This is a genomic window from Streptomyces sp. NPDC047017, assembly GCF_040644175.1.
In the GTDB taxonomy this organism is placed as follows: Bacteria; Actinomycetota; Actinomycetes; order Streptomycetales; family Streptomycetaceae; genus Streptomyces.
Genome location: NZ_JBEYVW010000001.1, coordinates 172354 through 194654, shown reverse-complemented (window position 1 = coordinate 194654; position 22301 = coordinate 172354). Strand labels below are relative to the sequence as shown.

Annotated in this window: 23 protein-coding genes and 1 pseudogene; 19 read left to right on the top strand and 5 right to left on the bottom strand. The window is 73.6% G+C overall.

What is annotated here, in order from left to right; translation table 11 throughout:
• Positions 1-180: 180 nt before the first annotated feature.
• The 7 genes from ABZ858_RS01065 to ABZ858_RS01035 all read left to right on the top strand — a co-directional run bounded on the left by ABZ858_RS01065 (position 181) and on the right by ABZ858_RS01035 (position 7945).
• The gene (locus ABZ858_RS01065) at positions 181-798 is read left to right on the top strand and encodes a TetR family transcriptional regulator (protein ID WP_361370665.1); all 618 of its coding nucleotides are present in this window, start codon (positions 181-183) and stop codon (positions 796-798) included.
• Positions 799-1333: 535 nt separating this feature from the next.
• A complete protein-coding gene (locus tag ABZ858_RS01060; RefSeq protein ID WP_361370662.1) occupies positions 1334-2581 on the top strand; it encodes a prenyltransferase/squalene oxidase repeat-containing protein in 1248 nt (415 codons plus the stop codon).
• Positions 2582-2670: 89 nt separating this feature from the next.
• The gene (locus tag ABZ858_RS01055) at positions 2671-3318 is read left to right on the top strand and encodes an SCO2322 family protein (RefSeq protein ID WP_361371905.1); all 648 of its coding nucleotides are present in this window, start codon (positions 2671-2673) and stop codon (positions 3316-3318) included.
• Positions 3311-4606: an energy-coupling factor transporter transmembrane protein EcfT gene (locus ABZ858_RS01050; RefSeq protein WP_361370660.1), complete on the top strand. Its 1296-nt coding sequence runs from the start codon at positions 3311-3313 to the stop codon at positions 4604-4606. The genes ABZ858_RS01055 and ABZ858_RS01050 overlap by 8 nt, the downstream gene beginning before the upstream one ends.
• A complete protein-coding gene (locus ABZ858_RS01045) occupies positions 4603-6318 on the top strand; it encodes an ATP-binding cassette domain-containing protein (protein WP_361370657.1) in 1716 nt (571 codons plus the stop codon). The genes ABZ858_RS01050 and ABZ858_RS01045 overlap by 4 nt, the downstream gene beginning before the upstream one ends.
• On the top strand, positions 6315-7184 hold the full coding sequence (locus ABZ858_RS01040) for an ECF transporter S component (protein WP_361370654.1): 870 nt from the start codon (positions 6315-6317) through the stop codon (positions 7182-7184). The genes ABZ858_RS01045 and ABZ858_RS01040 overlap by 4 nt, the downstream gene beginning before the upstream one ends.
• A gap of 344 nt (positions 7185-7528) precedes the next feature.
• A complete protein-coding gene (locus tag ABZ858_RS01035) occupies positions 7529-7945 on the top strand; it encodes a transglycosylase SLT domain-containing protein (RefSeq protein WP_361370651.1) in 417 nt (138 codons plus the stop codon).
• Positions 7946-8098: 153 nt separating this feature from the next.
• On the opposite strand, the gene ABZ858_RS01030 is transcribed toward ABZ858_RS01035, so the two are convergent.
• Entirely contained in the window at positions 8099-9397 is a 1299-nt protein-coding gene (locus ABZ858_RS01030; protein WP_361370649.1) for an alpha/beta hydrolase, read from the bottom strand.
• Between the two features lie 102 nt (positions 9398-9499).
• Here ABZ858_RS01030 and ABZ858_RS01025 point away from each other — a divergent pair, with 102 nt between their 5' ends.
• Positions 9500-10186, top strand: coding sequence for a YoaK family protein (locus ABZ858_RS01025; protein WP_361370646.1), 687 nt, complete (start codon positions 9500-9502; stop codon positions 10184-10186).
• Here ABZ858_RS01025 and ABZ858_RS01020 read toward each other — a convergent pair.
• Complete coding sequence (locus ABZ858_RS01020; protein ID WP_361371902.1) at positions 10172-10288, bottom strand: DUF397 domain-containing protein; 117 nt, start codon at positions 10286-10288, stop codon at positions 10172-10174. The two genes, ABZ858_RS01025 and ABZ858_RS01020, sit on opposite strands and share 15 nt — an antisense overlap.
• Positions 10289-10290: 2 nt before the next feature.
• Positions 10291-10416, bottom strand: a pseudogene (locus tag ABZ858_RS01015) (XRE family transcriptional regulator); the annotation flags it as partial.
• A gap of 367 nt (positions 10417-10783) precedes the next feature.
• Between ABZ858_RS01015 and ABZ858_RS01010 the strand changes: the two are divergent.
• Positions 10784-11257 carry a hypothetical protein gene (locus tag ABZ858_RS01010; protein ID WP_361371982.1) on the top strand — a complete coding sequence of 158 codons (474 nt, stop codon included), beginning with the start codon at positions 10784-10786 and terminating at the stop codon, positions 11255-11257.
• Between the two features lie 178 nt (positions 11258-11435).
• Here ABZ858_RS01010 and ABZ858_RS01005 read toward each other — a convergent pair whose 3' ends face one another.
• On the bottom strand, positions 11436-11813 hold the full coding sequence (locus ABZ858_RS01005) for a helix-turn-helix domain-containing protein (RefSeq protein WP_361370643.1): 378 nt from the start codon (positions 11811-11813) through the stop codon (positions 11436-11438).
• 77 nt (positions 11814-11890) lie between these two features.
• On the opposite strand from ABZ858_RS01005, the gene ABZ858_RS01000 reads away from it, so the two are divergent.
• From ABZ858_RS01000 to ABZ858_RS00965, 8 genes are all read left to right on the top strand, one after another.
• A complete protein-coding gene (locus ABZ858_RS01000) occupies positions 11891-12301 on the top strand; it encodes a Rid family hydrolase (protein WP_361370640.1) in 411 nt (136 codons plus the stop codon).
• Between the two features lie 162 nt (positions 12302-12463).
• Positions 12464-13054 carry a polymorphic toxin-type HINT domain-containing protein gene (locus ABZ858_RS00995; RefSeq protein ID WP_361370637.1) on the top strand — a complete coding sequence of 197 codons (591 nt, stop codon included), beginning with the start codon at positions 12464-12466 and terminating at the stop codon, positions 13052-13054.
• Between the two features lie 157 nt (positions 13055-13211).
• The gene (locus ABZ858_RS00990; protein ID WP_361370634.1) at positions 13212-13436 is read left to right on the top strand and encodes a hypothetical protein; all 225 of its coding nucleotides are present in this window, start codon (positions 13212-13214) and stop codon (positions 13434-13436) included.
• Positions 13437-13950: 514 nt separating this feature from the next.
• Positions 13951-14103 (top strand): hypothetical protein, encoded by a 153-nt coding sequence (locus tag ABZ858_RS00985; protein WP_361370632.1) that lies wholly within the window; start codon positions 13951-13953, stop codon positions 14101-14103.
• Complete coding sequence (locus ABZ858_RS00980; RefSeq protein WP_361370629.1) at positions 14082-14522, top strand: transposase; 441 nt, start codon at positions 14082-14084, stop codon at positions 14520-14522. Before ABZ858_RS00985 ends, ABZ858_RS00980 begins: the two co-directional genes overlap by 22 nt.
• A gap of 40 nt (positions 14523-14562) precedes the next feature.
• The gene (locus ABZ858_RS00975; protein WP_361370626.1) at positions 14563-14733 is read left to right on the top strand and encodes a hypothetical protein; all 171 of its coding nucleotides are present in this window, start codon (positions 14563-14565) and stop codon (positions 14731-14733) included.
• A 112-nt stretch (positions 14734-14845) separates the two neighbouring features.
• Entirely contained in the window at positions 14846-15250 is a 405-nt protein-coding gene (locus ABZ858_RS00970) for a hypothetical protein (protein ID WP_361370623.1), read from the top strand.
• 230 nt (positions 15251-15480) lie between these two features.
• A complete protein-coding gene (locus ABZ858_RS00965; RefSeq protein ID WP_361371899.1) occupies positions 15481-17046 on the top strand; it encodes a hypothetical protein in 1566 nt (521 codons plus the stop codon).
• 37 nt (positions 17047-17083) lie between these two features.
• Here ABZ858_RS00965 and ABZ858_RS00960 read toward each other — a convergent pair whose 3' ends face one another.
• Positions 17084-19132 carry a phosphatase PAP2 family protein gene (locus tag ABZ858_RS00960; protein ID WP_361370620.1) on the bottom strand — a complete coding sequence of 683 codons (2049 nt, stop codon included), beginning with the start codon at positions 19130-19132 and terminating at the stop codon, positions 17084-17086.
• A 500-nt stretch (positions 19133-19632) separates the two neighbouring features.
• Between ABZ858_RS00960 and proP the strand changes: the two genes are divergently transcribed.
• Both proP and ABZ858_RS00950 read left to right on the top strand, forming a co-directional pair.
• Complete coding sequence (gene proP / locus ABZ858_RS00955; RefSeq protein ID WP_361370618.1) at positions 19633-20964, top strand: glycine betaine/L-proline transporter ProP; 1332 nt, start codon at positions 19633-19635, stop codon at positions 20962-20964.
• 118 nt (positions 20965-21082) lie between these two features.
• Positions 21083-22249, top strand: coding sequence for a DUF2330 domain-containing protein (locus ABZ858_RS00950; RefSeq protein ID WP_361370615.1), 1167 nt, complete (start codon positions 21083-21085; stop codon positions 22247-22249).
• Positions 22250-22301: the final 52 nt, after the last annotated feature.

Below are 22301 nucleotides of genomic sequence, written 5' to 3'. Positions count from 1 at the left end.
CCTTCTGACAGCATTTGCGCGCGAGATTACGCCGGGACGCTAATCTAGAACAAGTTTCAGACTTGATCGTTCAGAAGGCTCCGAATCTACCGGCAGGTAGCCGCGCTGTGAGCAGTGGATCAGGTGATTCGCGCCACGGCTCGCGCGGCCTCGGCGCACCGACTCTCACGGAGCGGGACCATGCCTGTGCACGCGCATCCGCCTCGCCCGGCCGCCCCGCCGCTCACCGAGCGGCAGCAGGCGCGCCGCCGCCGCATCCTGCGTGCCAGTGCGCACCTGGCCTGCCGGGGCGGTTTCGACGCGGTGCAGATGCGGGAGGTCGCGGAGTCCTCGCAGGTCGCGCTGGGCACGCTCTACCGGTACTTCCCGTCCAAGGTGCATCTGCTGGTCGCCACCATGCAGGACCAGCTGGAGCAGATGCACGGCACACTGCACCGCAGGCCGCCGACCGGGCGGAGCGCGGCGGAGCGGGTGGCGGAGACGCTGATGCGCGCCTTCCACGGCCTCCAGCGCGAACCGGGCCTGGCCGAGGCGATGGTGCGCGCGCTGACCTTCGCGGACCGCAGCGTGAGCCCCGAGGTCGATCAGGTCTCCCGGCAGACCACGGCGATCATCCTGGACGCGATGGCCCTGGGCACCGCCCCGACCGCCGAGCAGCTCTCCGCGGTCCGCGTCATCGAGCACACCTGGCACTCGACCCTGATCACCTGGCTCTCCGGCCGGGCCTCCATCGCCCAGGTCCGCACCGACATCGAGACGGCGTGCCGGCTGATCGACCTGACGGATCAAGGGATTTGAGGGATTTGGGGGGTTCAAGGGCCTTGCGTCCGGCGTCGGGGGTTCTACACTGATAAGTGCCTACGAGGCGAGTGAGGGAGTCCGACCGGAGTAGCCGACTTCCGCGTGATGCCGAGGCATCCGCCGGGGCCGACGTCGACGGTAGGGCTGAGAGGCCGGAGAGCCGCTGGCACAGGGCTGGACGGCGACCCCCATCACCTGATCCGGACCATACCGGCGAAGGGAACCCGTCTCGTAGGTTCTCGCACGCCGGGGCGGCGGTTCTCGTAGGTCGGGGCCGCCGTCGCCGCATGTCCGCACGCCCCCTCGGCGGCCGTCCCGTTCCCCGGGCTGGGTAGAGTGGCCCGGTCGTTTCACGCCTCCCCGGGGCACCGCAGCCCACTCCAAGGTGCGGCGGGCGGGACCTCCCCGGTGCGTGACCGGCTCGCGTACGCCGGCGCTCCGCCGCCGTACGGCACCGTCGAGGTACACGGAGCCGAGCCGCCGGGGTGTCCCGCGCAGTTGGGCTCCCCGCAGGGAGAGGCACCCGCCGATCATGAACATACGCCGCAGCGCCGCGGCCCTGGCCGCCGTCGCCGCCGTCGCCGTGATCGGTGTCCCGGCCACCGCCGTCGCCGCCCCGCCCGCCCCCTCGGGCGCGCCGAAGCTGCCCGCCGGGCTCTACGGCGGCGCCGACCCGAAGTACGACGGCGTGTGGCGGCAGTCCCTCGCGCTGCTCGCCCAGCACACCACCGGGGTACGGCCCGCCGCGCGGGCCGTGGACTGGCTGACCGGGCAGCAGTGCGCGGACGGCGCGTTCGCGCCCTTCCGCGCCGATCCGGCCGCCGCCTGCGACGCCAAGGTCACGGTCGACACCAACAGCACGGGGGCCGCCGTCCAGGCGCTGGCCGCGCTCGGCGGTCACGACGCGGCCACCGGCAAGGCGGTGGCCTGGCTGAAGTCCGTGCAGAACAAGGACGGCGGCTGGGGCTACACACCCGGCGGGCCCAGCGACACCAACTCCACCGCGGTCGTGGTGGGCGCCCTCGCCGCCGCCGGGCAGCACCCCGCCGACGTCCGCAAGGACGGCAAGTCGCCCTACGACGCGCTGCTGGCGTTCGCGCTGCCGTGCGCGGGGGACGGCGCGGGCCAGGGCGCGTTCGCCTTCCAGCCCGACCGGCAGGGAAAGCTGGCCGCCAACGCGGACGCGACGGCCGCCGGTGTCGTCGCCGCGCTCGGCCAGGGTCTGGCGGCCACGCCGCCCGCCCACGGCGGCGGCGCGGCGGCCTGCTCCGACTCCGGTACGGCGACGCCGGCGCGGGCCGCCGCCAACGGCGCCTCCTACCTGGCGCACGCCGTCGCCAAGAACGGCTTCCTCACCTCGGTGCTGCCCGGCTCCACCAGCCAGCCCGACTTCGGCAACACCGCCGACACGGTCGTCGCGCTGGCCGCGCAGGGCGGCGCCGGGCAGGCCCGCGAGCCGCTCCAGTGGCTGGAGGGGCACGCCGAGTCCTGGGCCCGGCAGAGCGGCCCGGCCGCCTACGCCCAGCTGATCTTCGCCGCCCGCGCCACCGGCACCGACCCGCACGACTTCGGCGGCCTCGATCTGGTCAAGGCGCTCAACGCCACCGGGCCCGCGCCGCAGTCGTCGGCCACGGACCAGGGCGTCGCGGCCGCGGTGAAGGACAGCGGCTCCCGCCACACGGTCTGGTGGGTGGTCGGCGGTGTCCTCCTGGTCGTGGTCGTCGGCGCGCTGGTCCTGGTGGCCGCCCGCCGCGGCCGGGGCGCGGGACAGCGGCCGTGACACGCCGCACGCACGCCGCGCACGTCTCGCGCACCCCGCACGCTCCCCGCGTCCTGCGCGCCCCGCACGCCCCGCACGCCCCGCGCACCCTGTCCGCGCTGCTCCTGGCCGTGGTGTGCGCGCTGGTGGCGGGCGCCGGGCCCGCGCAGGCGGCCGGTTACCGCTACTGGTCCTTCTGGGACCGGGACGGCGGCACGTGGACGTACGCCACCCAGGGGCCGTCCACGGCCAAGCCCGCCGACGGCGCCGTCGAGGGGTTCCGGTTCGCGGTGAGCCAGGACTCGCAGGATGCCGCGAAACCGCGCGGGGCGGCGGAGTTCGCCGCCATCTGCGGCTCCACGCCGGTGCGCGGCGGCGACAAGCGCGTCGCCCTGGTGCTGGACTTCGGCACCCCGGCCGACGCCCCGTCCGGCGAGACCCCGCCCGCCCCGCGCTCGGCCTGCGCGCGGGTGCCCGCCGACGCCACCGCCGCCGAGGCCCTGGCCGCCGTCGCCAAGCCCCTGCGCTACGACACCAACGCGCTGCTCTGCGCGATCTCCGGCTACCCCCGCAAGGGCTGCGGCGAGCAGGTCGCCACGGGCAAGGGCGGCAGCAGCCCGGCGAGCAGCGCCCCGGACAAGGGCGACGGCGGAGACAAGGACGGCGGCCCCTCGGTGGGGCTGCTCGCGGGCGGCGGTGTGGTGGTCGTCCTGGCCGGTGCGGCACTCTGGCAGGCGCGGCGGCGCAGGAATGCGTGAGGCGCCGCGCGGCGCGGCGGGTCCGTACGGCACGGGTCACCGTGACGCGGCCCCGCGCCGTACGGACTCCGGTGGCACGGCCCCGCGCCGTACGGACTCCCGTGGCACGGCCCCGCGCCCTACGGACTCCCGAGACACGCCACCACGCCGCACGGGCCCCCGTGACACGCCCCCGCGCGGCACCGCGCCCGGTGTGCACGCGGGCGCGTGGTGGCTGTGGGCGCTGGCGCTGGGCACCGGTGCCACCCGCACCACCAACCCGGTCCTGCTCGCCCTGCTCCTGACGGTCTCCGGCTACGTCGTCGTGACCTGCCGTCCGAACACGCCCTCGGCCCGCTCGTACACCGCCTTCGTGCGGCTGGCCCTGGCGGTCCTCGTCATCCGGCTGTTCTTCGCCGTCGCCCTCGGCTCGCCCATCCCCGGCACGCACGTCCTCGCCACGCTCCCCGAAGTGCCGCTGCCGCACTGGGCGCAGGGCATCCGGCTGGGCGGCCGGGTCACCGCGGAGGCGCTGCTGTTCGCCCTGTACGACGGGCTGAAACTGGCCACGCTGCTGGTCTGCGTCGGCGCCGCGAACGCGCTGGCCGCACCCGCCCGGCTGCTCAAGTCGCTGCCCGGCGCGCTGTACGAGACGGGCGTGGCCGTCGTCGTCGCGCTCACCTTCGCCCCGCATCTGGTCGCCGACGGCCGCCGCCTGCGCGCCGCGCGCCGGCTGCGCGGCCGCCCCGACCGCGGGGTGCGCGGCCTGCTGCACGTGGGACTGCCGGTCCTGGAGGGCGCGTTGGAGCGTTCGGTGGCGCTGGCCGCCGCGATGGACGCCCGCGGCTACGGCCGTACCGCCGAGGTCGCGCCCGCCGTGCGCCGCACCACCGCCGCGCTCACCCTGGGCGGCCTGCTCGGCGTGTGCGCGGGAACGTACGGGCTGCTCACCGCGGAGGGCGGCGGCTACGGTCTGCCGGTGCTGCTCGCCGGGGTGGCCGCGGCGCTGGCCGGGCTGTGGCTGGGCGGCCGGCGCTCGGTGCGCACCCGCTACCGTCCCGACACCTGGAACCCGCGGTCCTGGCTGGTGGCCGGGTCGGGCGTGGCGGTCGCGGCCCTGCTGGCCCTGGCCGCCGCCCGCGACCCGGACGCCCTGCACCCGGGGGTCCTCCCGCTGGTCGCCCCCGCCCTGCCGCTGTGGCCCGCCGCGGCCGTCCTCCTCGGCCTGGTCCCGGCCTTCGCCGCGCCCGCAGCCCGCCCCGCAGCACTCCCCGCCGCCCGCCCCGCCGCCCGCAAGGAGCCGTCGTGATCCGCTTCGAGGATGTCTCCGTGACGTACGAGGGGGCGGCCGGGCCCGCCGTCGCCGGGGTCGACTTCGAGGTCCCGGAGGGCGAACTCGCCCTGCTGGCCGGGCCGTCCGGGGTCGGCAAGTCGACCGTGCTCGGCGCGGTCAGCGGCCTGGTGCCGCACTTCACCGGCGGCACGCTGCGCGGCCGGGTCACCGTGGCGGGCCGCGACACCCGGGTGCACAAGCCGCGTGAGCTGGCGGACGTCGTCGGCACGGTCGGGCAGGACCCGCTCGCGCACTTCGTCACGGACACGGTGGAGGACGAACTCGCCTACGGCATGGAGTCGCTGGGCCTCGCCCCGGACGTCATGCGGCGCCGGGTGGAGGAGACGCTGGACCTGCTGGGCCTGGCCGCGCTGCGGGACCGGTCCATCGCCACGCTCTCCGGCGGGCAGCGGCAGCGGGTCGCGATCGGTTCGGTCCTCACCCCGCATCCCGAGGTCCTCGTCCTGGACGAGCCGACCTCGGCCCTGGACCCGGCCGCCGCCGAGGAGGTCCTCGCCGTCCTCCAGCGGCTCGTGCACGACCTCGGCACGACGGTCCTGATGGCCGAGCACCGCCTGGAGCGGGTCGTGCAGTACGCCGACCGGGTCGTCCTGCTGCCCGCCCCGGGCGCCGCCCCGGTGCTGGGCGCTCCGGCGGAGGTCATGGCCGTCTCGCCGGTGGCCCCGCCGGTGGTGGACCTGGGCCGTCTGGCGGGCTGGTCCCCGCTCCCGCTGACCGTGCGCGACGCCCGCCGCCGCGCGGCCGGCCTCCGCGCCCGCCTGGCCGACCGCGCACCGGCGCCCACCGCCCCGGCGCCACCCGCGACCCCACCGGCACCCGCGCTCCCCGCGCCCCGCCCCCGTTTCGGCCCCCGCCTCCGCCCCCGCCTCCGCCTCCGCCGCGAAACCGGCACCACCCCCGCGACCGTTCCCGCCGAACCGGTCGCCGACGTCCGCTCCCTCGCCGTACGCCGGGACGGTGTGCAGGCGCTGCGGCACGTAAGCCTGACCGTGCTCCCCGGCGAGACGATCGCGCTCATGGGCCGCAACGGCGCCGGCAAGTCCACGCTGCTCGGTTCGCTGGTCGGCCTGGTGGAGCCCCGCTCCGGGCAGGTCCGCGTCGGCGGGGCCGTACCGCACCGCACCCCGCCCCGGGAGCTGGTGCGCCGCGTCGGCCTGGTCCCGCAGGAGCCGCGCGATCTGCTGTACGCCGACACGGTCGCCGCCGAGTGCGCGGCGGCCGACCGGGACGCGCAGGCCCCGCCCGGCACCTGCCGCGCCCTGGTCACCGAGCTGCTGCCCGGCGTCGCCGACGCCGCCCACCCCCGGGACCTGTCCGAGGGCCAGCGCCTGGCGCTCGCGCTCGCCGTGGTCCTGGCGGCCCGCCCCCCGCTGCTGCTCCTGGACGAGCCGACCCGCGGCCTGGACTACGGGGCGAAGGCCCGGCTGGTCGGGGTACTGCGCGCGCTGGCCGCCGAGGGGCACGCGATCGTGCTGGCCACCCATGACGTGGAGCTGGCCGCGGAACTCGCCCACCGGGTGGTGCTGCTCGCCGAGGGCGAGGTGATCGCGGACGGCCCGATGGCCGAGGTGGTCGTCTCCTCCCCCTCCTACGCCCCGCAGGTCGCCAAGATCCTCGCCCCGCAGCGATGGCTCACCGTCGCCCAGGTCCGCGAGGCCCTGGCATGACGGACCGCCCCGGCGCCGCCGCGGCCACCCCCACGGCCTTCGCCGCCCACCGCCCCCAAGCCCGTGCCATCCGCTTCGGCCCCCGTTCCGTGGCCGCGCTGGTGCTGGCCGGCGCGGTCGGGGTGGCCGCGTTCACCTGGCCGTTCCTGGCCCCGCCCGCCTCGCAGCTCAGCGCGCACGCGCAGGACGCGCCCTGGCTCTTCGCGGGCCTGCTGGTGCTCCTCGTCGCCGTGGTCGCCGCGACCATCTCCGAGTCGGGGCTCGGCCCGAAGGCGGTCGCGATGCTGGGCGTGCTGGCGGCGACGGGCGCCGCGCTGCGTCCGATCGGCGCGGGGACGGCGGGCCTGGAGCCCATGTTCTTCCTGATGGTGCTGAGCGGACGCGTGCTGGGGCCGGGCTTCGGGTACGTGCTCGGCTCGGTGACGATGTTCGCCTCCGCGCTGCTCACCGGCGGGGTGGGCCCGTGGATGCCGTTCCAGATGCTGGCGATGGGCTGGTTCACGATGGGCGCGGGCCTGCTGCCGGGCCCGGACCGCCTGCGCGGCCGCCTGGAACTGCTGATGCTGGCGGCCTACGGCTTCCTCGCCGCGTTCGCCTACGGCACGGTCATGAACCTGGCGGGCTGGCCCTTCATGGGCACCCTCGCCTCCTCCATCGCCTTCGACCCGCACGCCGCCGTCACCGCCAACCTGGCCCGTTTCCTCGCCTACTGCACGGCCACCTCGCTCGGCTGGGACCTGGGCCGGGCGGTCGTCACCGTCGTCCTGACCCTGCTCGTCGGCCCGGCGGTGCTGCGGGCGCTGCGCCGGGCCACCCGGCGGGCCGCCTTCGAGACGCCGGTCACCTTCGACGCGCCCGCGCGGTGAACCCTCGGTGAGCGCCGCGGACCGCCCGGTGACCGTACCGGTGAGGCGCCCCACATGACCCAGGTCACCTACGAAGCGGGGCCGTAGCCGTACACGCGTGGCATGCACGCGGCTTTACCCGTGCCGACCTGCGCGTTGAGACGCCGCTCACACAGGAACGCCCCGCCCGTGATGCGACGAGCACTAGTAAAAGGGGTGTTTGCGGACGGTTTTCCCGGCTGCTTCTCTGGTGGACGTCGCCAGGAGCCGACGGTCCCCACGGGTCGCGGCACCAGGCAGCTCCTCCCCCGCGTCAGCGGGCTCCGGCTGCCGGCGACCCCTGTCCCCGATCAAAGAGGTTCTCCGTGTCCGTCTCCTTCATCCGCCGCATCGCCAGCCCGAAGAAGGCCCTCTCCACCGCCGCCGTGGCCGCCGCCACCGTCGGCATGGCCCTCACCTCGGCTCCCGCCCACGCGGCCACCGCCGCTCCGGCCGCCGACGCGCAGACGGTCGCGCACCAGATGATCCCGGACGCCGCCCAGTACAACGCCTTCAGCCGTATCGTCGAGCACGAGAGCGGCTGGAACATCCACGCCACCAACTCCTCGTCCGGCGCCTACGGCCTGGTCCAGGCGCTGCCGGCCTCCAAGATGTCCTCGGCCGGCGCCGACTGGAAGACCAACCCCAAGACGCAGATCAAGTGGGGTCTGGACTACATGAACTCCCGCTACGGCAGCCCCGCCGCCGCCTGGAACTTCTGGCAGGCCAACGGCTGGTACTGAGCGGCCACCGCACAGAGCCTGGCGCCGGCGACCCCGGTCTGAGCCACCTCACGGCACTCGTGGAGGCGGCGGCCCCCGATCCCCGGGCCGCCGCCTTCGCCGTGCCCGCATCCGCATCCGCACCCGCATCCGCATCCGCATCCGCATCCGCCCTCAGCGCGTCCGCGTCCGGCCCGCTTCCAGCGCGTTGAACCAGCGCGCGATCTTCGGCAGCGAGGCGAACGCCGACCCGTTGTGGTCGACGTCCCCCTGATTCATGACGGGTGCCGTCACCCCGTGCGCGGCCAGGGCGCGGGCGCAACTGCGGGCGTTGCCGATGGGCACGTCCGTGTCGGCGTTCCCGGCGTACAGCCTGACCGGCGCGGCCGGCTTCCCGTCGCAGGCGCCGTCGTTGGCGCGCAGCGCGTCGAGGAAGCCTCCCGTGGGGTGGGCGAGCTGCCGGGCGAAGCCGTCCGTCAGCAGCGCGCGCACGCTGCCCGGGAGCCGCGCGATCACGTCCCCCTCCTCGTGCCGCCCGTCGAAGAGGGCTTCGACCCGGCTCGCGTACGGCGCCCGGAACACCTCGGCCGGGTCCCGGTAGATGGGGTGCAGCCGGTTCTGCGCGACGAGGAAGTACGCGAGGTAGAACACCCCGCTGGTGTCGTTGACCCGGCCGTCGGTGAGCGCCGGGATCTCCTGGCCGGCCAGGTCGTAGGGCCCGCTCACCGGTGCGAGCGCCCGCACCCGGAAGTCCCGGCCGGCGCCCTCACCCAGCGCCTTGCCGAGCGCCATGGCGACCTGCCCGCCCTGCGAGAAGCCGCTCAGGTACACGTCCCCGGTGAGGGTCCGCCCCAGCCCGGCCGCCGCCGTCCGCGCGGCCCGCAGCATGTCCACCGAGGCGGTCACCGCCGAACGCGTGTCCATGTACGGATGGAGTCCGGGCCCCCGCCCGAGCCCCAGGTAGTCGGGCGCGGCGACGGCGTGCCCGGCGGACGCGAACAGGTACGACGCCGCCCGCCCGTCCTCCGCCACGGACGGCGCGTAGTCCCGGTCCACCATGGTCCCGTGCGCGTCCGACACCAGCCCGATCCGCCGCCCGCCGCCGTCGGGCAGGGTGAGCAGCCCGGTGGCGGTGGTGGGACGGCCGTACGGATCGACGGTGCGGTACGTCAGCCGGTACGCCCGCACGCCGTACCGCACCGGATCGGTGGCCATCGGCAGGGCGGCGAGATACCGGACGACCTCGCCCCGGCTGTGCGCGGCGACGGGCGTGACGTCCAGGAGACCACCCCGGCCGCTCCGGCCCGCCGTGGCCGACGCGGAAGGAGTGACATCCGTCCTGGTCGCTGTGGCGGCCGAGGCGGTGGGCGCGGCGGCGAGGGCGGCGAGCAGCAGGGCGGCGGTCGCGGCCACTGCCCGCCGCGCACGCCAACTGTTGGTGTTCTTCCGCGAGTTGTGCGGGTTCTTCGTCATGCCCCGACGCTACGGACACGCGGGGCGCGCGGACATCCGAGACTCCCCCGCCTCCGTGGTGCACTTGGGAACACCCTGCCCGTCCAGGTGACCGGAGGTTCCATGACAGCGGGAGAGGTACGGCCCGAGGACCGCGAGGCGCGCGGACTGCGCCTGGTGGCGGTGCTGCTGGGGCTGACGGTGGTCAGCGGGATCATCGACGCGGTGAGCTATCTGGGGCTCGGGCACGTCTTCACCGCGAACATGACGGGGAACGTGGTCGTCCTCGGTTTCGCCGCCGCCGGCGCGCCCGGCTTCTCCCTCCCGCACACGGCGACCTCGCTGGCGTGCTTCCTGGTGGGCGCGGTGGTCGGCGGCCGGGTCGCGGTGCGCTGCGGGGAGGGCTCGCGCCGCACCTGGGCGCGGGTGACACTCGCCTGCGAGGCGGTGCTGGTCGGGATCTCGGCGGTGGTCGCCTTCGCCGCGCCGGGCGCGACCGGGACGACGTACGCCCTGATCGCCCTGACCGCGTTCGCGATGGGCCTGCGCAACGCGACGGTCCGCAAGCTGGGCGTGCCGGATCTGACGACCACCGTCCTCACGATGACGCTGACCGGCCTCGCCGCCGACTCCCGCGCGGGCGGCGGCGCCGGCCACCGCTCCCCGCGCCGCACCGCCTCGGTGCTCGCCATGCTCCTTGGCGCCACCGTCGGCGCCTGGCTGGTCATCCACCGCGACCTGGGCACGCCCCTGCTGATCGCGGCGGTGGCGGCGGCCGTACTGGCGGCGGTGACGTCAGGCCGGGAGTGAGGCCCAGGCCACGAACTCGGTGAAGACGGCGGGCCGGAAGGTGAGGACCGGCCCGGCGGGGGCCTTGGAGTCACGGACGGCTACGTGGGTGCCTTCGGCGATCTACGGAGCGAGCAGTCCTCGACGGTGTCCGGGTTCGCGGTCGGATGACCGCTGCCGTAGCCCTCGGTGGAGACGATGCAGGGATCGCCGGCGAAGTGGAAGAGGCCGAAGGAGCCCTGCGAGCCCGCTTGTTCACGAGTTTCCAAGCTCGTGGACGAAGCCACTGGGGCTAGGCTCGGTCGGCCACGGGACGCTGATCCGGTGGGCAAACGCCCGCCGCCGGTCCGGGCTGGTCGGCGGCGCGGACGACCGGTGGCTGCGTCGAAGCGGCGGGGCCCGGCACTGCGGATGGCTGGCCAGGAACCTGAAGGCCATCCACTCGCGAGTGCCGTCATTCTGCACCAACTGCGCCCGGTCCAGATGCGGTCTGTGCCGCTCGACCGTCCACTCCGTCCCGTCCAGCACCAGCCCTGCGCCGGGGGATAGGTCCCACACCGGCCCGACTCCCTGGCGGGCATCACGAGCGAGCGGTCCTGGAGCGGGCCGGTCGGGTCGATGCCCCAGCTGCCGGGACCACAGCAGGAGCAGCAACTGGGCCCGGCGACCAGCTCGCAGCCCGTCGCCGCCGCGAGCTCGCCGAACCTCCGCCCGCTCGCCGCCTCGGCGAGCAGCACCGGCCGAAGCCCCAGAGGATCGGACCTCAGCCGACACCGCGACGCCATCGCTTCCAGCCCTGCGAAGGCGTGCTCGCGCCAGCAGGCGGCCACCGTGTCGCGCCAGCCGCAGGCGACCTCGGCGGCCGCAGCGAACGACTCCCGGTCCGCCACCTTGATCAAAGGCTCGGGGCGCACGTCGATCAGCCAGACACCGCGGCGGGTCACCGTCAGGTGGTCAGGGGTATGGGAGCGGCGCTTCCCGCAGGTGTCGAAGGAGATCCTGAGCGGCTGCGTGACGACGTCCACCACGTCGCCGGCGAAGTCCAGAGCCGGCGGCACCCGGCTCTCCTCCAGGCTCTCCGCGCCGTGGTGACGGCCGGTGCTGATCAGGAACGGCGGGCCAGGACGGTGCCGTTGGTCCCGGCGTCAGGTGAAGTGCCGCATCGGGTCGCTCGTGAGCACGGGGGATGTCACCGTGGCGGTTCTGAAAGGTCGTAGACCCGGTCGCCTGGAGCGCGGCATGCGGCCTGCGACGCTCAGCCCTGGGAAGGTCAGAAGCCGGCCTCCCTTTCTTCCCGCGTTTCGAATCCTTCGCGTGCGCGTTCGACGGCGGGCATGTTCTGCGAGGCCCACGCCAGCAGCACGTCAACGGGATGCCGGAGGGTCTTGCCGAGGGGCGTGATCCGATACCGGACCGCCACGGGGCGGATGGAGACGACCTCGCGCTCGATCACACCGTTCCGTTCGAGCCGCCGCAGTGTCGCGGTCAGCGACTTCTGCGTGACCTGGGGGATGGCCCGGCGCAGTTCGTTGAAGCGGCACGGGCGTTCGCAGAGCTCGTTGAGGACGCTGAGCGACCATTTGTCGAGGATCTGGTCGAGCAGTTCGCGGTGCGGGGTGTCGATGCGGAGTTCGTCGTCGGTATCCATGGTGAAACCTGATCTCGTTGAAGTGTCCTTCTTCCACTAGGTAGCTTACCGATACCTATTTGGGAGGAGAGAAACCCATGACTGTTCAGCACTTCACGCCAGAAGGCATGCTGCAGCCGGTCCCCTACCACCATGTCGCCGTGGGCACCGGGACGAAGCACATCCACGTCAGCGGCCAGGTCGCGCGCCAGGCCGACGGGACTCCGGTGGCACCCGGTGATCTGGCCGGGCAGGTCGCCCAGGCACTGCGCAACACCGCCGTCGGACTGGCGAGCACGGGCGCGTCGTTCGTGGACGTGCTGCGCTTGACGTTCTACGTGACCCGGTGGAGCCCGGAGAAGATCGGCGACCTCATGGCCGGCGTGGAGGCCGTCGCCGAGGAGATCGGCCTCCGGCTTCCCCTGCCCCCGGCCTCCCTCATCGGCGTCGAGTACCTCTTCGAACCGGACGTCCTCGTCGAGGTCGAGGCGACCGCACTCCTGGACTGACCCCTTCGAGGGGACTCACGCAGCCCCGGCACGGCCCGCGTGAGGAGGGCTTCGGGGGCCGCCCGCCAAGGGCCGGAGGGACGACCGCCCCGGCGGTCCGATCCGTACGACGCCCCCATCGCCCGGGCCGACCGCCGGAAGCTGATCGTCAATGATTAGCAGGTGACGAACCTCAAGCCCGGCCAGACGCTGCGCACCAGCAGCGGCAATGCCGTGACTGTGGTCCGTGTCCACCTCTTCCACCGGCTGCACTCCGCATACAACCTCACGGTCGACAGCCTGCACACCTACTATGTGCTGGCCGGGACGACGCCGGTTCTGGTCCACAACACGAGCGGTTGCCCGACCGGAACCATGGTGCTCGGCATCGGCGAACACTCGGAGGCCCTGGCCAAGGAGATCCAGGGGGGATACACCTTCAACGGTGACGCCTACGCGGAGGTGATCGGCCGGAGCAACGGAAAACCGATCGCCCTGTGGATGACCGAGGTCTCGAATGTCCTGCGCAACAACGGCAAGGTGGCGGTCAGCCTCAAGGGCTTCGACGGGGACACCCCAGCCGAGCAGTATGCGCGCGCGTACAAGGCCTGGCGCTCGGGCGACTGGGCAGCCACCCAATGGGAAATGGGCCAGATCGGACTTCAGACCCAGTTGGAAAATTTCGAGTGGCGCAACATCACGTTCTACAGCAAAGAGGGCAAAGTCGTGAACATCCCCGAACCCGATTGGGATGTGCTGAACAGTGGGAGCTGAAGTGACGCCGGAGCCCACCGGTCCCGAGCTATTCCGGTCGGACAGATACTTCAAGGTCTGGCAGTACACCGTAGGCCATCAAAGGCTCCTCCTCCGCAGTAGCAGGGACAGACCGCCGGAGACCCGCATCGACGTCCACTTCGCCAACGTCGACCTCATGGTCCTCCGCTCCGGCTACGAAGGCTTGGTCATCCGCCGGGCCGGCGCCGAGGAATGCGCGAAGGTCGGCCTCGACTACGGGGTGGAGGTCCTACCGGGCCGCCTGTTCGCCCTGGGCGACGGCATGAGGAGCTTCGTCGTCTCCGCACCTCCGCAGTGGCATGAGGACGAGGGCGAGATGGACGATCCCTCATGGTTCGGCCAGATGCGAGGAACACGCTGAAGTGCTCGGAAGGCCCCTTCGCGAAGGGGCCTCCCGACGCCGTCCGGGCCGGGAGTGCGCTTATGTGGTTCGTCAAAACGCCCGAGTCGGGCTGGGGGGTTGACCGGCTGGGACCATGCGGCGAGTTCGGCGTGCTTGGGGACGTGGGGCTCGTAGCTCTCCGCTGCCGGAGCCTGTACTGCGCACCGTCTGGCTGGCTGCCGTACGACGGTGCTGCGGGCCCCGCCGAAGCAGAAGGGGACGTTCGGGCCTGGCTGCGCCGCCTCTCGCACGTGTACCCATAACAGGCACGACAACTGGACCCCTACGAAGCAACCGCTTTTGACGAGGTTCGCCCCACGGTGACAGACGGAGCTGCGCGAGATTGCGCCAACCGAGACCGAGGAAGCAGTCCCCGCTCTGGACCGGGCCATCGCCGTACCCGGCCTCGCTCCCGCCTTGAGGCACGTCATCCCACCAAGGGGACGCCGATCTGGGGTTCCGACTGTCCCTGCGCGCCACCAAGGCGTACTCCGTGCCCTTCGCGTCGCAGCAGTACGAGCGGCTCCGGGCGATCGGTGACCGTCTGGCCCACCCCCGGCCGCCGTCCACGAAGACCTGGCCGTACGGTGGCCGCCCCCAGGGTCCGTCTTCAAAGATCATCAAGTGGTGGATCACGGTGGAGTGATACGCCACCATGAACTCACTGGCCAGGATTGGGAGTTACTCGCTCCGCTGATACCGCGGGCCGCTACTGGGCGGCCGCGCGTGTCGGACCAACAGGTCGTCAACGGGATGGTCTACAAGATCCGGACCGGGATCTCCTGGCGTGACCGGCCGAAACGTTACGGGCCGTGGAAGACCGTCTACACCCGCTTCCACCACTACACCCAGACGGGCGTGTTCGCCCAGGCTCTGCACAAATCCAGTCCCGTGCGGACGCGGTCGGCCCCATCGACTGGCTCGTCCAGACCGACTCCACCATCGTCCGCACCCACCAGTACGCCGACGCCACCGGCCGAAAAGGGGGCGGCGCCTGCCGGACAAACCGGACGATCACGCCTTCGACCGATCCCGAGGCCTGCTGCGCCGGCTCTCCGCAGATGATGTCCTGCGGAACACGTTCCCGACGATCACGCACGGTGCCGTGCGCCTGCGTGTGGACCCGCTGGAGGGAACGAGCCGTCAGGTTCTGGCGCATGAGTCGGTCGGGCAACGATATGACGCCCTGTGCGTCGGGGTGCCCGAGGCCGCCTGGGACGAGGTTCCGACCGGTGATCTGATCGCCTACCTGCGAGCCGCCTTGAACGAAGGGTGATCTCGACAGATCGATGAGACCGAACCGCGCCAGGTGATCCCTGGCAAAGACATGCCGACACCGGACTGGACTGAGTGGCCCCAAGACCCCGAGGACAGGGAGAACACAGAGGATGCCGGACTTCGTACGAGAAGGACGCCTGTTCCGAGTGGTCAGCTTCGCGACGTCGCACCGAGTGCTGCTGCTGCGCAGCGACGCCACCGCAGTCGACGGAACGGACACCCGGGTCGAGGTCTGCTTCGGCCATGTGGAGCTGATGCTGCTCAAACCCATCTACAAAGGTGTCCACATCCGCCGGGCGTCGCAGGAGGAGTTCGCGATGTTGAAGGAGCGCCATGACCTTGCCGCGGACGATGCGGCCTTCACCTGGATGATCGAACCGGATGGAGACAGCTTCGTCGTCTCCGGCGACCCCTCGTGGCGCGAGGCAAACCGCGAATTCGATGATCCGTCCCTGTTCGACTTCGGCCGGCCATGGCCCCTGGCCTTCCCTGTGGAGTACGGCAGCGTCGGCTGACGGGGACGACACGCTGAGGGCGCCCTCTGCCACAGAGAACGCCCTCACCGCCGTGCATGGCTCCTACGAGTGCTGCGTCCGCTCTCCGTGCCGGTCATGGTGGACGCAGCCGAGGCGGCTCTCCCCCGGATGGGAAACTGTGTTCCCCTGTATCGAACCGGAGAGCGGTGACCGTGGCTTCTGCGGACCTCATATCCAGAGCGGCGGAACGGGAAGGCACCGGTCGGGAGTTGTGGCTCCGGCGGTTCGGGGCTCGCCATCGGGTACCGCTCCTGGCCACGTTGCCGTTCGTTCCGCTGTATGCCGTGTGGGCTCTGTGGCTGGCCACCGGCGGCGGGGATCTCGCGGCGCAGGAGGCGTGGGCCGGGTTCGCCGCGCGGCACCCGGGGTCGGCGTACAACCTGTTCTGGTACGGCGGCACGCACACCGCCAACTACAGCCTGCTGTCGCCGTTCCTGATGGCCTGGGCCGGGGTCCGGGCGGTCACGGTGGCCTCGGGCCTTGCCGCCACCTGGTGCGCGGCCCGGCTCCTGGAGCGCTCGGGGGCCGCCCGGCCGCTGTGGCCGGCCCTGCTCGCCGCCGCCGCCCTGTGGTGCGATGTCGCCTCCGGCCGGACCACGTTCGCCCTCGGGGTGGCCTTCGGCCTGGCCGGCTGCCTGGCCGTCACCGGCGGGCGGCCGCGACCGGCCCGGGCGGCGGTGCTCGGCGTCCTGGCCACGGCGGCGAGCCCGGTGGCGGGGCTGTTCCTCGTGGTCGCGGGCGCGGGCCACCTGCTGGACCGCCGGCCGCGCACCGCCGCCGCGCTCGTGCTGCCCCCGTTCGCGGTGGTCGCGCTGACCACGGTGTTCTTCCCGTTCGAGGGCGAACAGCCCATGCCGGCGGGCCGGATCTGGCCGCCCGCCCTCTTCGGCGCCGCCGTGCTCCTGCTGGCGCCGCGCCACTGGCGGGTACTGCGCTGGGGGGCGGGCGCCTACGCCCTGGGGGTCGTCCTCACCTACCTGATCCCCTCGCCCGTCGGCACCAACGTGGAACGGCTCGCCGAACTGGCCGCCCCGGCGGCGCTGCTCGCCGCCGCGACGGCAGTACGCCGCTCGCCGCTGCGGTGCGCGGTGCTGGTGCTGGTGTGCGCGCTGTCGGTGAACTGGGTGACCCGCAAGACCATCGACGACCTGCGCGTCTCCACCCGGGTGCCCGCCTGGGCCGCCGACACGAAGGGCGTCGTCGCCGCGCTGGAGCGGCTGGGCGCCGACCGGACCCGGGTGGAGGTCGTCCCGGCCCGCGACCACCGCGAGGCCAGCGGCCTTGCCCCGTACGCCGATTCCGCGCGCGGCTGGAACCGGCAGCTGGACGTCGTACGCGGCCGCCTCTTCTACGACGGCACGTTCTCGGCGCACACCTACCGGCAGTGGCTGGCCGAGAACGCGGTCGGCCTGGTCGTCCTGCACGACGGCCGGCCCGACGGCCCCGCCGAGCAGGAGGCCGCGCTCGTGCGCTCCGCGCCCGCCTGGCTGGAACCCGTCTGGAAGGACGCCCACTGGCGGGTGTTCCGGGTGCGCGGCGCGGTCCCCCTCGCCGAGCCGCCGGCCGTCGTGGTCCGCTCCGACGACGCGCAGGTGGTCGTCCGGGTCGACCGGCCGGGCCCGGTGACGGTGCGCGTGGCCTACTCGCCCTGGCTGTGGGCGGACCACCACGGCTGCCTCGTCCGGGACGGCCGCTGGATCCGGCTGGACGCCCCCGCGGCGGGCGAGTACCGCATCGGCTCCCGCTACCGGCTCCCGTGGAACCGGCGCTGCTAGGGATCGCCCCGCGGGGGCGGCGACTCCTCCCGCGGCGCTAAGAGCTTCCTTGCGGGACGGGCGGTGTGGGTGGTGTGGGCTGCTCGGCGCTTGCCGGTGGGGCCGCCGGGGCCGGTACGCGCACCCGCGGCCCCTGCAACGCATACGTCAGTCCGAACCCCGCGCACACCACCGCCGCCCCGCCCACCGCGTCCAGCACCCAGTGGTTGGCGGTGGCGATGATCGCGGAGACGGTGAACAGGGGGTGCAGCAGGCCGAGGGCCTTCATCCACCATCTGGGGGCGACGACGGCGATGACGATGCCGCAGAACAGGGACCAGCCGAAGTGCAGCGAGGGCATCGCGGCGTACTGGTTGGTGACGGCGGTCATCGCGCCGTAGTCCGGCCTGGCGAAGTCCTGCGCGCCGTGCACGGTGTCGATGAAGCCGAAGCCCGGCATCAGGCGGGGCGGGGCCAGCGGGTAGAGCCAGAAGCCGAGCAGGCCGATCAGGGTGGCGAAGCCGAGGGCGGAGCGCGCCCACCGGTAGTCGGCCGGCCGTCGCGCGTAGAGGACGGCGAGGACCGTCAGCGGCACGATGAAGTGGAACGTCTCGTAGTAGAAGCTCAGGAAGCGGTTCAGCCAGGGCAGCGAGACCACCGTGTGGTTGACCCAGTGCTCGATGTCGAGGTGCAGGGCGTGCTCGGCGGAGTGGATCTGGTGGCCGTGCCGCTCGGCGGTGGCCCGGTCCCCGCGCGCGACCAGGCGGACCTGGGAGTAGGCGGCGTAGGTGACGCGGATCAGGAGGAGTTCGAGCAGGAGGTTGGGGCGGGTCAGCACCCGGCGCAGCAGCGGCGGGAGCGTGAGGCTGCCCAGGCGGGCCGGGAGCGCGGGGGCGTACTCGGTGGCGACGGGGGCCCGGTAGTGCTCGGCGGTGCGGGACAGGAACGGCACGGCGGTCGCGGCGGCGAGCGCGGCCAGCAGGACCACGTTGTCGCGCAGCGGGTTCATGGCCGCCATGTTCGGCAGCAGCATCTTCGCCGGCAGCGTCATCACCAGGATCACCGCGACCGGCCAGACGTACCGGTCGGAGACGCGCCGGCCGACCCGGCCGACGACCGCGAGCAGCACCCACAGCAGCTGGTGCTGCCAGGCCGTGGGGGACACCGCGATCGCGGCGCAGCCGGTGACGGCGACCGCGAGCAGCAGCTGACCGTCGCGGGCGTAGGTCACGGCCCGGCGCAGGCCGAGCACGGCGACGGCCGCGCCGAGGGCGAGGAAGAGGGCGATCTCCAGCGGGCCGGCCAGGCCGAGGCGCAGCAGCGCGCCGTGCAGGGACTGGTTGGCCAGGGCGTCGGCGGGGCCGCCCAGGCCGACGCCCGCCATGTGGTGGATCCAGTACGCGGTGGAGTCGTGCGGCATCGCCGCCCAGGCGAGCGCGGTGCAGGCGGCGAAGGTGAGGCCGGCCGAGGCGGCGGCCCGTCTGCGCTCGGTGTACCAGAGCAGCGGCGCGAACAGCAGCATGGTGGGCTGGAGGGCGGCGGCCAGGCCGATCAGGGCGCCGCCGGTGCGCTGCCCGCGCACGGTGAAGCAGCCGAGCAGCACCAGCAGGACCGGCAGCACGCTGGTCTGGCCGAGCCAGAACGCGTTGCGCACCGGCAGGGAGAGCATGAGCAGGCTGATCGCGACCGGCGCGGCCAGCAGGGAGGTGCGGCGCCCGGCCGGCTGGGGCAGGGCTCGGGCGGCGATCAGACCGAGGGCGACGACCAGCAGCAGGGTGCCGAAGATCCAGCCCCAGCCGAGGGCGCCCTCGGCGGCGTTGGTGAGCGGCTTGAGGACGAGCCCGCTGAACGGGGTGCCGGTGAAGCGGGTGGAGTCGTAGAGCGATCCGTTGACGTGCAGGACGCCGTGCGGGCCGACCCAGGTCTCCAGGTCCGTCAGCCGGTCCGCGCGCGGCGTGGCCAGCACGGCGGCCACCTGCCGTATCGCGAGGACCGAGGCGATCAGCCACAATCCCAGCCGGGCCGCCCGCAGCCGGGCGCCGGGCGGTGCGGCCGCCACCCCCGCGAGCACTCCTGCCGGTCCCCCGCTGCGTTCCGCGTTCGCCACGCCCCGTCGGCCTCCCGCCCCGTTCGGTCCCGCGCCGGGCGCCGGGACTCGCTGTACGACCCTACGCGGCGCGCGGCTGTCGCCGACAGGGACGCCGGTGACCCCGGAGCCGCCTGTCGCCCGCCCGCCTTTTGTCCGGATGACGATAGTGCGCGCGGGATGCGCCGGTGCCCACCGGGGCGCGACAAGGATCACAACCGCGGCCGGTGCGGAACCGCCCGAGGTGGGCAGATGTCCCTGCGTAACCCGCCTTTGGATGCAGTACGCAGCGAAGTGCGCGCGTTACGTGACGGGACCCACCGCGCGTATGGTCGATTTCCGGCCACCCCGCCGCACCGGTTCAGTCCGGCCGCGCGGCGTACGGCCGCCCCCGACCCGCCCGCCGGCACCGGCACCGTCGCCGCCGCCGCCGCGCGGGTCGCGTCCCTGTCCCCGTCGAGAGGTAGGCGAGCGAAGCCTTGTCGGCTGCCACAGTCACCGCGTCCCGGCCCCCGCGCCCCGTGTCCCCCACCGAGCCCTCCGGCCCGACCGTCACCGACCCGGCACTCGTCCGGCGCGCCGTGAAGGCCGCCGCGCTGGGCAACGCGATGGAATGGTTCGACTTCGGTGTCTACAGCTACATCGCGGTGACCCTGGGCAAGGTCTTCTTCCCCTCCGGCAACCCCACGGCGCAGCTCCTGTCGACCTTCGGCGCCTTCGCCGCCGCCTTCCTGGTCCGCCCGCTGGGCGGCATGGTCTTCGGCCCGCTCGGCGACCGCGTGGGCCGCCAGAAGGTGCTGGCCGTCACCATGATCATGATGGCCGCGGGCACCTTCGCGATCGGCCTGATCCCGTCGTACGCGACGATCGGCGTCGGCGCCCCGATCCTGCTGCTGGCCGCCCGGCTGGTGCAGGGCTTCTCCACCGGCGGCGAGTACGCCGGCGCGTCCACCTTCATCGCCGAGTACGCCCCCGACAAGCGGCGCGGCTTCCTCGGCAGCTGGCTGGAGTTCGGCACGCTCGCCGGGTACATCGGCGGCGCGGGCCTGGTCACCCTGATGACGGCGCTGCTGTCCTCGGACGACCTGACCTCCTGGGGCTGGCGCGTCCCGTTCCTGATCGCGGGCCCGATGGGCATCATCGGCCTCTATCTGCGGATGCGTCTTGAGGAGACCCCGGCGTTCGCCGCCGAGGTCGAGAAGGCCGAGGCCGGCCGCACGAAGGTGCCGCTGCGCGAGATGGTCGCCGGCCAGTGGAAGGCGCTGCTGCTGTGCATGGGCCTGGTGCTGGTCTTCAACGTCACCGACTACATGCTGCTGTCGTACATGCCGAGCTACCTGACCAGTGAGCTGAAGTACGACGAGACGCACGGCCTGCTCGTGGTGCTGGCCGTGATGGCGCTGATGATGATCGTCCAGCCGTTCGCGGGCGCGCTCACCGACCGGGTCGGCCGCCGTCCGGTGATCGCGGCCGGCTGCGCGGGCTTCCTGTTCCTGTCGGTCCCGGCGCTGCTGCTGATCCGCCAGGGCGGCCTGCCGGCGGTGGGCCTGGGCATGGCCGCGCTCGGCCTGCTCCTGGTCTGCTTCACCGCGGCGATGCCGGCCGCCCTGCCGGCCCTGTTCCCGACCCGGGTGCGCTACGGCTCGCTGTCCATCGGCTTCAACGTCTCCGTGTCGCTGTTCGGCGGCACCACCCCGCTGGTGGTCACCGCCCTGATCGGCGCGACCGGCAACCTGATGATGCCCGCCTACTACATGATGGCCGCGGCCGTCGTCGGCGGCTTCGCGGTGTGGCGCATGACGGAGTCGGCGGGCCGCCCGCTGCCGGGCTCGGCGCCTTCGGTGGAGCCGTGACCGCCTGACGACGACTCGTGATGCGTCAGGCGTCGTAGAGCCCTCCGCCCCGGAGCGGAACCGCGCCCCCCGTCCCGTCGTCTGATCCCCGGACGACGACGGACGGGGGGCGCGGTACATGGTGAAGGTGGCCGCCAAGGTGACCGGAGAGCGCACAGGGCGGCGGCGGGCACGGCCGCGCGCCCGCGTGCTGGCGCTGCTGCTCACCCTGCTCGCCCTCCAGCTGGGCTCGCTCGTCTCCCCCGCGTACGCCTGCGGCTGCGGCGCGATGGTGCCGGGGCCGAACCAGCGGATCGCGGTGGGCCGCGAGGTCTCCGCGGTGCGCTGGGACGGCCGGCAGGAGCAGATCGTGATGAGCCTGACCGTGACCGGGGACGCCGACCGCGCCGCCTGGATCATGCCGGTCCCGCACCGGGCGACCGTACGGCTCGGTGATCCGGCGCTCTTCGGTGAGCTGACCGCCGCCACCGCCCCGGTCCACCGCACCCGCGAGCACTTCTGGCCACGCCGCGGCGACTGGCCCTTCACCTCCGGTGACGGTTCCGCCGCGGCCGGGCCGGGGAACGCGGCGGCCGCGCCGCCCGGGGTCGGGGTGGTCGGACGCCAGCGGCTCGGCCCCTTCGACGTGGCCCGGCTCACCGCCACCGACCCGCACGCCCTCGCCGACTGGCTGCACGCCCACGGCTTCGCCCTGCCCGCCCGGCTCGACCAGGCCCTGCGGCCCTACGTCGACCAGCACTGGGAGTACGTGGCGATCCGGCTCGCCCCCACCGCCGCCGGCACCCCGCTGCGCGGCACCCTCGACCCGCTGCACCTCACCTTCGCCGCCGGCTCCCCCGTCTACCCGATGCGGCTGTCCCGGCTGGCCGCCACCCCGCAGTCGCTCGGCCTGTACATCCTGGCCGGCCACCGCATGGAACCGGTCTCCGCCATCGGCGGCGACCCCTGGCGCGTCACCTTCGCCGGCCGGCTCGACGCGCCGACCGGGGCGCTGGGCGCCCTCGCCGCGGGCACGCCGTTCCTGACCGCCGTCGACCAGGAGTTCCCGCGGCCGTCGCGGATCGACGGCGACCACGCGCTGCGCCGCACGGCCACCGACGCCACGTACCAGCAGGTGGTCTACACCGACCGGCTGCGCGAGTGGGCGGGCGTCCCGGCCTGGCTGATGACCGTGGGCGGCGCGCTGTTCGCCGCGGCGGCCCTGACCGTGTGCGTCCTGGTCCGTGCCCGGCGCCGGCCGGTCCTGCCGCCACCGCCGGTGCACGTTCCGCCGCCACTTGGCTGAAATCCTTGTGCAACGCCCCCGGGTGCCCGGCTACTATGCGGGAGGCGCAGCT